We start from the raw sequence: 12350 nt of genomic DNA, 5'->3' as shown, positions 1-12350 counted from the left end.
GCATTGTTATAAGGTAATATATCTTTAAATTATCCTGTCTGCATCCTTATCAAGCCATGCATAACTATTCGGAGAGAATATAGATGAGCGCCACTTATAACCGACGTCAGATGCTGTTTACCTTGGGTATTGCTGCTGTTGCAGGGACAGGTTTTAAGGGAGATTCACTCTTCGCAGCTGCGCTGAATGATGGCTTAAGTTTTGGAAAGGCTCAAAATTTCTCGTGGGAAGGCCTAAAATCCTACGCGATAGATCTATCCCAGCATCCTTATACGCCTCCCAAGCCGACACCTCAGGTAATGGCGATTGATTATAACGCTATGAGTAAAATTAGCTGGCGGGATGATCGCACCTTATGGGCTAACGATCCGCTAAGAGCGACCCAATTTTTCCCCGTTAATCGTGCAGCCCCTATTCCTTTGAAAATTTACGTTGTAGAGAAAGGGCAATCACGAGAAATGCTTTTTTCTGATAGTTTATTTAATGCGCCTGCGGATAGCCCATTACATAAACTACCCCAAAATCAAGCTGGTTTCGGAGGCTTTCGTTTCATGAATCCCAATAGGGCCCATGATTGGTTAGCGTTTATGGGGGCCTCTTATTTCCGAAGTTCTGGAGATCAGGATCAATATGGCTTATCAGCGCGTGGTCTAGCTATTGATACAGGTTTTAATCATCCAGAAGAATTTCCTGTTTTTACCCGTTTTTGGTTAGAACGTAGCCCTAATAATGGCGACTTAACAGTCTATGCTTTATTAGAAGGCCCAAGTGTTTCTGGCGCTTATCGCATTGTCAACCGTCATCAGGGTGGCCATGTTGTTCAGGATATTGATTGCACCGTGCGCTTACGTAAAAATGTAGAACGGTTGGGCTTTGGTGTCATGACGAGTATGTTCTGGTATGGTGAAAACAATCACCGCACCGGAAAAGATTGGCGACCGGAAGTTCATGATTCCGATGGATTGGCTCTATGGACAGGGAAGGGCGAAAGACTATGGCGTCCTTTGGAAAATCATACTGTCACAAGAGTAAGTAGCTTTAGCGATGAAAATCCTAAGGGATGGGGATTAATACAACGAGATCGTGATTTTGATCACTATCAGGATGATAATTTCTTTTACGAAAAACGGCCTAACCTATGGCTTGAAACCCGTAACAACTGGGGTGCTGGCGCTATTAATCTGCTCGAAATGGCAACGACAGGTGAAACGGATGATAATATTGGCGCCATGTGGGTGCCAGCTGGCCCTGCTAAGGCTGGTGATCGCCATGACTTATCCTATCGTCTGACATGGCTTAATAGTGAACCTCTTCCCAAACCCTCCTCCTATGTTATCGCCACTCGCACAGGCATGGCGAGCGATGATTTCGTCGGACAAGATGAACGTTGGGCGAAGGCAGGTATAGAAAAAATCGTTGTCGATTTTGAAGGCTCAGCTCTAGAAAAATTACCCAATAACAGCGTAGACTTTGTCGTTACAGCCAGTCAGGGACAAATTATTTACAGTAGCGCTGCCGCTGTTGCAGGTTTCTCAAATCGTTGGCGTGCGACTGTAGAAATCAAGCCTGTTCCAAATGCTGTCACCGAATTACGTGGCTATCTAAAACAAGGCAACAATGCTGTCAGTGAGACCTGGCTCTATGCAATAGGTTAATGAAGTAGTCGACTAACCCAAAGGCTGTAATTCTTTGTTTTTCTGGTTCCGCTAAAGACCGAGAAATCCCTTGGATTTATAGTCAATTTGGGTGAAGTCGTTCTCGGGCATATATAGTTACCGAATTGCATGATAATCTAAAGCATAGTAAAGTGGTTTTAGTGAAAACTATGGTCTCATCAGCCAGGTTGATCTGATTTTTAAGACGCCGGTAAAAGTGATGCCATAATCCCTGTTTTTCTATTGCCTGCAAAAATTATAGAAATGACGGAGCTTATAGTCATTTTAAACTCTATAGCCGGTTTCTGGGGAAAGGCGAATAACGATGACTCCTACGAAGACATCTATAGAACAGCCGACTAAAATGGATGAAGTTTTTTTTTCTCTTCCTCCCCGAATACCGATAGCCATGCCTATCCAGTCATGGGATAAGGTTGGACCTATCACCCAAAAGCCTAAAACTTCTCCTCCTGGTATCGGTAACCGACGTGGGTTACTCTTTGGTATTACGATTATTGTTGCGATAGCCGCCGCTGCAGATGTCTGGCTTGCCGAAGCCGTGCAAGGCATCAGTTTCAGCGAAATTTTAATTTTTCTTTTATTCTCGCCCTTATTTGCATGGCTTTTCTTTGGTTTCATGGGAGCCTTAATAGGATTTATTCAGCTAGTTCGCGGGCGGGCTTCTGCTGATTATCAAATGCCCCCTGCTTCGGTAGCTCCGCGTGGAAAAACGGCTATATTGATGCCTATCTATAACGAAGACGTCGATATGGTTTATCTGCGGATTAAGGTAATTGCACAATCTATTGCAAAAACAGGGTTCGGTAAACATTTTGAATTTTTTATTCTCAGTGACTCTAATCCCGCTAATGGTTTAATTGAATTTGCAGCGTTAAAAAGACTAAAAGAAGAAGTCGATTTACCGGTATGGTATCGTCGGCGAGAAAAAAATATTGCTCGAAAACCTGGTAATATTGCTGACTGGATACATAATTTTGGCGGTGGTTACGACTACATGCTGATATTGGATGCTGACAGTCTTATGGCCGGTCAAACTATCACCCGTATGGCTGCCAGTTTGGATAGGGATAAAGGTTTAGCCTTATTGCAAACAGTTCCAATGCCAGTAAATGGCCAAACTTTTTTTGCCCGCTGGCAACAATTTTCAGCCCGTCTCTATGGGCCCTTGGCTAGCGCTGGTTTAATCTGGTGGTCAGGCTCTGAAGCCAGTTTTTGGGGACATAATGCTATCGTCCGCGTCAAAGCTTTTGCAGAAAGTTGTGGTCTACCTAAACTTTCAGGAAAAGAACCTTTTGGCGGTAATATTATGAGTCATGATGTTGTGGAAGCCACTTTGCTACGTCGCAAGGGGTGGACCGTCCACACTATTATGGCAGAAGGTAGCTATGAAGAATATCCTCCTACATTGATCGATGGCGCTATTCGAGATCGTCGTTGGTGTCAAGGTAACTTACAGCATACCCGTTTACTGGGTATAAAAGGCCTTCATTGGGTCAACCGCTTACAATTATTAATCGGTGTTACCTCTTATGCGACATCTACTGTATGGCTTTTCCTATTGATTGCCACCTTAATGCACCATTTTGGCGGCGCCGGTGCCAATCTTAGTTTATCCCCTTCTCCTTGGTTATTGATTTTAACCGTTATTTGTCTGTTCGGTGCCAAAATTCTGGCTGTTATTTGGGCTGTTATGGATCGGCGGCGCTCCAAAGCATTGGGGGGCGTAAGTGGTATTCTTGCCAGTGTTGTTATTGAAATACCGCTTTCCGCTTTTATTGCTCCTATGCTTATGGTGACTCAGACCATAACCTTTATCGATATTATACGTGGTCGCCCTAGCGGCTGGAACACGCAAAGACGAGAGGTGGATGGTATCGACTTTTCAGAAGCCTTTAATCACTATCGCCCCCATATGATTGTAGGCGTTATATTCGCTTTGCTTGCTTTAATAGGTGGGGGTTCATTAACATGGCTTTTAATGGTCGCTATTGGACTAATTTTAGCCCCTGCCATTGCCTATATAACTTCATGCCCAGCTATGGGACGTGCGTTAGCTGGCACAGGGATTTTTATTACGCCTGAAGAACATCGTCAGGACGGGACATTAGAAGCCTCTACGGCAAGTGGTATTGTCCATATAGCTTTAAAAGAAGCGGCCACTATGCCTCTTCATGCGTATTCTAATGTTCCGAAAAAGTCTCAATTATCTACAGCGGCCGCTATGGTCACTAGTAGTAGGACGAAAGTCGTTCCGATTACGGGACAAAATTAATTTTCTAGTGTTATTTGCTAGGAAATTTTCAGAATATATCATTTTAGGGTAGCCGCCAGAGGAAGGCTTTGCTAAAGACCTCTTCTCTGGCACCCGTAGCTCAGCTGGATAGAGCGCTGCCCTCCGAAGGCAGAGGCCACAGGTTCGAATCCTGTCGGGTGCACCAAGATATTTCCTCAGTATATCTTAATCATTTTTCATAGAAAATAATTATTCTTAATGTTCTTGCATAATGGCAAGTGACAAAAAATTATTTTTAATACGCCGTATTATTTAATGAGTATTTATTCATTTTATTATCAGTGAATTATCTCACTCTCAATAACTGTATTATAATTAGAATGCCTATTCTAATTATAAATAACGTTACCTTAAAGAGACGATAGTTTGATTTTAATACATTATATCTATTATCAAACTATCGTCTTCAATCTAAAAATCAAGCAGCGTGTTCGCGTGTACCTGCGACGATTAACCAGCCGATAGCATAAACAATCATTAAGACGAGTCCAACACCTGCAATTGTCAGTAGGGGTTTGGGATAGGTAGACTTAACCGGCATATTAGGTTCAACAACGTGCACAATAAATAATTTTTGTCGCATTGCTGTTTCATTTGCTCTTACAAGAGAGGCTGCTGCAGACTCATAGCGTTTTGCAGCAAATTCTTGTCTTATCCGTAATTCTTCATAAGATCCAAGACCACCAACAATCGCCTTTTGGCCACTAGTCATAATATTTCTTTGTTTATTAACGACAGCCTCTAAGGCCTCTACTTGTCGAGCTTGTGCTATATATTGAGGACTATCGGGGGAAATAGTTTGCTTCATTGAATCTAATTGTGCTCGAGCCTGCGACAATTGCGCGGTCAATTGAGAGACTAATTTGATTTGAGTTTCCCCAGTTACCTTTGGATCCAAATCCTGATCCCCCCGCCTAAAATGCGTTATGGCAACTTGAATTTCAGTAATTTTGTCTTCGGCTTGTTGTAGTTGATTTTTGGCTACCCCTACAGCACTATCATAACGCCGTTTGTTCATCTCATTGACCCGATCCTCTCCTAGTTTTAGCAGCATTTGAGCTAGTAAATAGGCATCCTCTGGGCGAAACATCCTGACTTTTATATTTGTAATACCGGTTTCAGTCTCGTATTTGATCCGAACATGACGGAGATAATATTTCAGCAAAGTTTCTGGTGTCGGATTAGAAAACCATAAACGCGCAATAATATCAGCTTCTGGCCTGCGGAACATAGAAACTAGGTCAACCTGAGATTTTATTTTTGCAACCACATCATGGGATTGAAGATAATCATTAACACTGACACCTTCGGACTGACTTCCGCCCGAGCTGCCTAATGCACCCATCATCTGGCTTAAACCAGTCCCAGGCATTGCATTTTGTCCATCAGAACGGACAACGAAGTGTGTTTCGGATTCATATTGTTTTGAGGCTAATAATAAATAATAGGCGGAAAGACATAAAATAGGGATAACAACAACTATTATAAAATTTCTATTGTTGTTCCATATTTTTTTGGCTTTTTCCTTTAAGAAAAGGACATTTTTTAATAACTTATTATTGTATTCTTCGCCTGTCGTTTCCACATTTTTTTCCAAATCAGTTAACAATAAAATATTGTTATTTTTTAAGTATCAGTTTTATAAGTCTTGAACCAACTGTAGAACAGCAGAAATATGTGTTTTCCATGAAGGAGGTTGCCACTCTTTCATAGCTATTTTCTGTGCTTTTACGCGCTTTGATTCAGCCTGACTATAATCCAAAATAGTATCTAACCACCCTACACCATCTAAGGGATCAAGAAATTCTGCAACCTCACCGCCGACCTCTCGATGGGCAGGAATGTCACTACAGATAACCGGAAGATTTAAATTTATAGCCTCCGCAATGGGTAATCCATAGCCTTCCGCAAAAGAAGGCATCAACAAGGCTCGTGCTTGTTTTAACCATAGTTGTATTTGACGATCATCAAGATTGCTAAATTCATAGACACGCTTTTTGATAGCAGGACATCGCTCGAGCATATCAACAATATTCTCGTTTTCCCAACCTCGACGGCCAATTAAAATAAGATAAGGTGCTTTATCTCCATAATTTTGGACTAATTTTCTCCAAATATTGAGAAGTAAAAGGTGATTTTTTCTAGGTTCAATTGTACCCAAACAAATGAATATGGGATGGTCTTTAGAAATATTGTCAATGTCAAATAGATTTTTGAGAGTCTGACCATTTTTTTCTGAAAAAGTTTTATGAATCGGATCAATACCTAGATGCGCTGTTATAATAGGTATCGAACGCCCAAAATTTTTCGAAAATGTCTGAAACTCTTTTTGGGTATCATAAGAATTGGCAATAATACCGTCTGCTAATTCGGCAACGGTACGCAAACGTTTTATATGAAGTTCTGCACCGTCTGGCCTTGCATATTCGGGGAATTCTATGGGGATCAGATCATGAAGCAAACACACAAACTTAGCGTGTTCTTTCTTTAAAATAGAGGCAGTTAGTTTTTTATGGGTTAAATGATGGGGGGAGGATTGCAAAAAAATCCGTGTTACATGACTAGGCTTGGGGGGAACAGAACGAGGCCACATACGCCGATAAATATTACTTATATATACTAACCGTTCAATTTTTTTGCTTGGAATTGTAATCTTACCATTCCAAAGGGCTTCGGTATGCGTTAAAAAAGATAAAGCTGTTTCTCGTGGGATGCGACCATAAGCGCCAAAAATATTGACTACAGCAAAGTGTAAGTGATCTGGAATAGTTTGCATTAATTCGCGGGCGTAGGCCATTTCTACGCGATCAACGCCTGTCGGCGTAGAATGAAGTATACGCGATAAAAGACGTGACAGATCAAGAATGATCTCCCGATCTGGTAGCATTATATAAATCCTTAGTTGAAAAAATAACTTAAGCATTATTGATTTTGTTTTTCTTGGTGAAATTCAATTGCTTCATCAATATTATCAAATAAATAAAGTTGTTTTTGATACATAACAGCCCCTAAGTCACAATATTCTCTCAACGTATTGAAGTCATGCGAAATCATAACAAGGGTACCTTTTTGACGACGTTGGGCTAAGGCTTCTTGGCATCGAGCTCTAAATCGCTCATCGCCAGCTCCTGTAACTTCATCGACCAGATAACAGTCGAAATGTACTGCCAAGGATACACCGAAAGCTAACCTTGCAATCATGCCCGCTGAATAAGTTTTAATAGGCTGTCTGAAGAAACGTCCTAATTGAGCAAAATCTTCTACATAAGCCAAAAGTTCAGCTTCGGGTTTCCCATAAACACGCGCAATGAAGCGACAATTATCAGCGCCTGTCAGACTGCTTTGAAACGCGCTAGTATATCCGATAGGCCAAGATGTAGACATTTTTCTTGTAATTGTGCCCGAAGTTGGTTTTTCTACACCGGCGATTAGACGTGTAAGGGTTGACTTTCCCGCCCCATTCGCTCCACAAATACCCAGGCTTTGCCCTCGCCTTAATGTAAAGTTAAGGTCTTTGAAGACAATATTTTCAAAGTTTTTATTTTTATAAATTTTTGTAACATTATTAAATCTAATCATTTTCTTTACCATTTTAGCTTAAAAAGCTAGATTCTGCATATTTGTTTTGGATAGATGTTTAATTAGTATAAAGTGAGCGCTTCATTTATAGAAACCTAATTACAAAAAAATTTATAAAAAATCTTATCTCATAAAAAGAGGCAGAATGGACATTCCGTTTAAGGTTGCTCACAAAAATGGTGAGGGGTGCTTTATTTTTTTTCTGAGATATAGCAAGAGCCCTAAGTGATGACGACTTCTTGCTCCTCCTTTACTCGGTTTTTATCGAGATATGCCGCATACCTGTCTAGATCAGGATTAATTTTATTGCCACTAGTGCTCGCTGGTTGTAATTCTTTACCATCAAGCGGCCCGACAGCACATCAATTGTTGAAAGGAGTGAAGCCCGGTAAAAATCATCTTAACATTGAACTTGTGGATCTTAATTTACCTTCTAACGGCATGACCGCTGTATTAACGGCAGATAAAAACAGTGAAATTTTAGATGATAATATTTCCCTTTCATCCGCAGCAGAAAGATATACTAAAGAAAATTCTAATGTTGACAGCCGAAATCTAAAATTAAGAGATCTGACAGAAGAGGGACGAGTTGATCTTGTCGGGCCTGGTGATGTGCTACGAATTAGTATTTATGAAGCCGGAACGCGTCTTTTTATAGGTAACAGTAATCGCTATGGATATACGGGTATTGACCCTTCCGCATCAGGCGAACATTTTGATATAGTGGCTGTCGATGCCATGGGTACTATAAAATTACCTTACGGCGGACGGCTCCATGTTGCTGGATTACGTACCATCCAGATTCAACATTTAATTGAGCAGGCTTTTTCGACACAATCCCAAAAACCTCAGGCGATGGTCGCTGTTCTCGAGAATGTAGCGAACACTGTTTATGTCGGAGGTGATGATGCCACAAAATCAGGGCGTATGCCTCTAACGCTTTATCGGGAAAGAGTGCTAGATGCAGTCTCCTTCGTGGGAGGGCCTCGACAACCTGTACTTTTGGCGGATACGGTCATTATCTTTTCTCGAGGTAATAAGACAATTAAGCAGCGTTTGGATCATATAACGCCTGAAAGCCCTGATAACTTGGTTTTACTTCCCGGAGATCGTATTGAATTGGTGAGGCGGCCTCGGACTTTTTCTGTTTTTGGAGCCGGTAGCAAAGTTGACCAAATGGGATTTAATAATCCAGAAGTCTCACTAGCAGAAGCCCTAGCAAGGGGAGGCGGTCCTAATGATAATATCTCTGATCCGAGGGCTGTATTCTTGATGCGTTTTGTCCCAGATCCTAATGCACCTAATAAAGAAAGACCCGTTATCTATAAGCTTAATATGCTAGATCCTTCTAGTTATTTTTTAGCACAACGCTTTACTTTACGCGATAAAGATGTGCTTTATATAGCGAGTGCTAAACTGACGCGGGCTATAAAATTTGCTAATATTGTTAATCAAATATTTGCGCCTCTTCTTATAGCGCGCGCTGCCGCCTATTAAGATTTTTTGTCCTTTGGCCCCGATCTTGCTTTTATGTTGAGATCGGGGCTTTTATAAAAAAACAAAATATTATTATGTCTTAGAAAGATATTTTTCTTGCGTCTGTTTTGATAATCCGAAATGCTATGCTTTATTACAATTATAAAACCTAAAACTAAAATTTTATAATTGTTTTCTGTTTTCTATTGGCCTTTAGAAAAGGCTTTTGCCAACGGGGGGAGGCACATTACATGGATAATCAGGGAAAAAAACGTGGCAAATGGGATTGCAATAGACGACGCGCATTAGGTGTAGGTGCTAGTTTAGTTATAGCCGGCACTATCAAAAGCATAATGCCGAATGTAACAAAAGCGGCGCTACCAACCACTTCGCCTTTAGCGAATCTGTTAGACAATTTTTCTCAAGAAATTCTTAACCTATCTCCAGAAACAGCTACTAGTTTGGGGATGGATAAAGGCAAAAATGCCGCTCTGGAATTCAAACTTTCTGATGCTTCGGATAAAGGCCTCACCGCTTGGGCTAATCAAATTCGTTCAATGCGGAACCGATTAAATGAGGTTAAACCCTATATTTCTAAAGATCAAGATCAGCTTCATTATGATACGGTTTCCTATGCTGTCGATCGGGGCATTGATGGATTACAGTTTTCTTATGGTGGCGGTGCCGCCTCTGGATTTTCAGGAGGAACAGAAACATACAGTATCAGCCAACAAAATGGCGTTACGACCTTTATGGCAGATTTTTTAAATTCTCAGCATCGTATTGAAAACCAAACAGATATAGAGGCCTATTTCTCACGACTGCAAGCTTTTGGCTCTCAGATAGTCCAAGAAACTGAACAGCTTAAAAAAGAAGCCGCCCTTGGTATTATTCCTCCTCGCTTTATTGCGGATAAAGCTTTAGCCCAGATGCAAGCCTTTCGGGCGATAAAAGCCTCTGAGCAAAGTTTTGTTCAAAGCTTGGATAGTCGGGCTAAAAAAGCGAATATCCAAGACCGTCATTTTTCAGTTAAAGCGGCTAAAATTGTTGAAGATTGCCTGTATCCGGCTTTGGATAAAGAGATTTCAGCCTTTTCTAACATTATTCCCAAAGCCGATATTAATCCATCAGTAGCGCGTCTACCAAATGGCGAAGCCTATTATAATTGGGCTTTACGGTTAGGCACTACGCTTACAACACCGGCCACTGAAATTCATAAAATTGGGCTTGAACAAAATGCTCTTTTAAAGGCAGAAATGGATGGGCTTCTTAAAGGACAAGGCTTTACACAAGGTCCTGTGGGTCAGCGATTGCAGGTATTAAGCAAAGACGAGCGTTTCCTCTATCCTGATAATGACACTGGACGGGCAGAAATATTAGCCTATCTGAAAGACCGCCTTGCCGCTATTAGGCCTCTTTTATCCCAAATATCTCATTTGCCCATGAAGGCACCCATTACGATAAAAAGAGTGCCTCCAGATGTCGAGAAGGGGGCACCTCTTGGCTATATGAATTTTCCGGCCCTGGATGGTAGCCGTCCTGCTGTTTATTATATTAATTTAGCCTCTACAAAACTATGGCCGCGTTATTCTTTAACAACGCTAACCGCGCATGAAGGTATCCCCGGTCATAGCTGGCAGGGGGCTTATTTAGCAGAATATAACAAAAATGTTCCGCTCATTTCATCGATGATGGGCTTTAATGCTTTTGTTGAAGGCTGGGCCCTCTATGCCGAAAAGTTAGTAGACGAATTAGGCCTTTATACCCATGATCCTATCAGCAAGATTGGCTATTTATTAGATCAACAATTTAGAGCCTGTCGTTTAGTTGTTGATACAGGATTGCATGCCATGGGCTGGTCGCGAGCACAAGCTATCCGCTATCTGATAGAAGAATGTGGCTATGTGGAAGAAGCCGCGACAAGCGAAGTTGATCGCTATTGCGTTAGCCCAGGCCAAGCTTGTGGCTATAAGATGGGACAGCTTGAAATTTTAAGATTAAGGCAGCATGCCAAAGAGGCGTTAGGGCAAGCTTTTGATCTAGGATCGTTTGATGATGCTGTTGTTAAAACGGGTGGCGTTCCGTTACCTGTTTTAAGGAACGTTATTGACCGCTACATTGACAGCGTAAAAATTTGATTTTTTAAAAAAAGCCACCGGACAGTTCTTCCGGTGGCTTTGGCATTATATTAATAATTTTTAAACGCGTTCGACCCAACCATAAGGGTCTGCAACTCGACCGCGTTGAATATCAATAAGAGATTCCCGTAATTCATTAGCGACCGGATTATTGGCGCCGTCTTTCCCAATTTCAAAATCACCGTGGGTATCACAGACCTTACTGATTGAAGTAATTACAGCGGCTGTGCCACAGGCAAAAGCTTCAGCTAGTTTGCCAGAACGGGCATCTTCACGCCATTGATCAAGGCTATAAGGCTGTTCTAAAACGGTATAACCTTTATCCCGCGCTAATTCGATAATCGACTTGCGGGTAATTCCATGCAGAATTGTGCCCTTTAACGGAGGGGTAATAAGCGTCTTGTCATTCATCACGAAAAAGACATTCATACCCCCTAATTCTTCGATCCAACGACGTTCCAGTGCATCCAAAAATACAACCTGAGCGCAACCATGTTCATACCCCTCTGCTTGAGCAGTCAGGCTAGCCGCGTAATTGCCACCACATTTGGCGGTACCCGTACCACCGGGAACAGCGCGAACATGGTTTTCTGAAACCCAGATCGGAACCCCCTTGCTAACGTCCTTAAAGTAAGATCCAACTGAACAGGCAATTACAACAAAAAGATACTCTTTAGCCGGTTTTACCCCCAAAAAAGGCTGACTTGCGATTTGGAAAGGACGGATATAAAGACTACCCCCCTCGGCATCTGGGACCCAGTCACGATCAATTTCGACTAATTTATGGACAGCTTCCAGAAAAAGTTCTTCTGGAACGGGCTTCATGGCCATGACATCCGCTGAATGCCGAAAACGACGGGCATTTTCTTCAGGACGAAATAACAGAATTTCATCATCCTTACCGCGATAAGCCTTCATGCCTTCAAAAATTTCCTGAGCATAATGAAGAACAGACGCCGCAGGATCTAAAGGTAAAGGCTGACGTGCCATCAACCGCCCATCATGCCACCCTTTCTCTTCTGAATAGCGTACCACAACCATATGATCAGAAAAAGTGGTACCAAAACCAGGATTTTCCATCATCGCTTTACGCTTGTCAGCGGGGGTAGGGTTAGATGTGGCTTCTATCATAATCATTGAAGATATTTTTGTCTTAGACATAATTCTGCCCATCTTATTTAACGTAAA

At 41.7% G+C, this 12350-nt stretch carries 8 protein-coding genes and 1 tRNA gene; 5 read left to right on the top strand and 4 right to left on the bottom strand.

Features of this window, described 5'->3' with window-relative positions; all coding sequences use genetic code 11:
- Positions 1 to 83 precede the first annotated feature (83 nt).
- The 3 genes from ZYMOP_RS01865 to ZYMOP_RS01855 all read left to right on the top strand — a co-directional run bounded on the left by ZYMOP_RS01865 (position 84) and on the right by ZYMOP_RS01855 (position 4114).
- The gene (locus tag ZYMOP_RS01865) at positions 84 to 1655 is read left to right on the top strand and encodes a glucan biosynthesis protein D (protein WP_013933664.1); all 1572 of its coding nucleotides are present in this window, start codon (positions 84 to 86) and stop codon (positions 1653 to 1655) included.
- 325 nt (positions 1656 to 1980) lie between these two features.
- Positions 1981 to 3948, top strand: a complete 1968-nt coding sequence (gene mdoH, locus ZYMOP_RS01860; protein WP_013933663.1) for a glucans biosynthesis glucosyltransferase MdoH — start codon at positions 1981 to 1983, stop codon at positions 3946 to 3948.
- 89 nt (positions 3949 to 4037) lie between these two features.
- A tRNA-Arg gene (locus tag ZYMOP_RS01855) sits at positions 4038 to 4114 on the top strand.
- Positions 4115 to 4387: 273 nt separating this feature from the next.
- Here the strand turns inward: ZYMOP_RS01855 and ZYMOP_RS01850 are convergent.
- The 3 genes from ZYMOP_RS01850 to ZYMOP_RS01840 all read right to left on the bottom strand — a co-directional run bounded on the left by ZYMOP_RS01850 (position 4388) and on the right by ZYMOP_RS01840 (position 7548).
- Complete coding sequence (locus ZYMOP_RS01850) at positions 4388 to 5341, bottom strand: KpsE/RkpR family capsule polysaccharide export protein (RefSeq protein WP_252507430.1); 954 nt, start codon at positions 5339 to 5341, stop codon at positions 4388 to 4390.
- A gap of 267 nt (positions 5342 to 5608) precedes the next feature.
- A complete protein-coding gene (locus tag ZYMOP_RS01845; RefSeq protein ID WP_013933661.1) occupies positions 5609 to 6856 on the bottom strand; it encodes a glycosyltransferase family 4 protein in 1248 nt (415 codons plus the stop codon).
- A 35-nt stretch (positions 6857 to 6891) separates the two neighbouring features.
- On the bottom strand, positions 6892 to 7548 hold the full coding sequence (locus ZYMOP_RS01840) for an ABC transporter ATP-binding protein (protein WP_013933660.1): 657 nt from the start codon (positions 7546 to 7548) through the stop codon (positions 6892 to 6894).
- A 315-nt stretch (positions 7549 to 7863) separates the two neighbouring features.
- Here ZYMOP_RS01840 and ZYMOP_RS01835 point away from each other — a divergent pair, with 315 nt between their 5' ends.
- Positions 7864 to 9045 carry a polysaccharide biosynthesis/export family protein gene (locus tag ZYMOP_RS01835; RefSeq protein WP_252507449.1) on the top strand — a complete coding sequence of 394 codons (1182 nt, stop codon included), beginning with the start codon at positions 7864 to 7866 and terminating at the stop codon, positions 9043 to 9045.
- A gap of 230 nt (positions 9046 to 9275) precedes the next feature.
- On the top strand, positions 9276 to 11162 hold the full coding sequence (locus ZYMOP_RS01830) for a DUF885 domain-containing protein (protein WP_013933658.1): 1887 nt from the start codon (positions 9276 to 9278) through the stop codon (positions 11160 to 11162).
- Between the two features lie 60 nt (positions 11163 to 11222).
- Here the strand turns inward: ZYMOP_RS01830 and ZYMOP_RS01825 are convergent, their stop codons facing one another.
- Positions 11223 to 12323 carry a branched-chain amino acid aminotransferase gene (locus ZYMOP_RS01825; protein WP_041581628.1) on the bottom strand — a complete coding sequence of 367 codons (1101 nt, stop codon included), beginning with the start codon at positions 12321 to 12323 and terminating at the stop codon, positions 11223 to 11225.
- Positions 12324 to 12350 lie beyond the last annotated feature (27 nt).

It is taken from the genome of Zymomonas mobilis subsp. pomaceae ATCC 29192 (assembly GCF_000218875.1).
Classification (GTDB): Bacteria; Pseudomonadota; Alphaproteobacteria; order Sphingomonadales; family Sphingomonadaceae; genus Zymomonas; species Zymomonas pomaceae.
This window is presented reverse-complemented; position numbering and strand designations above follow the sequence as displayed.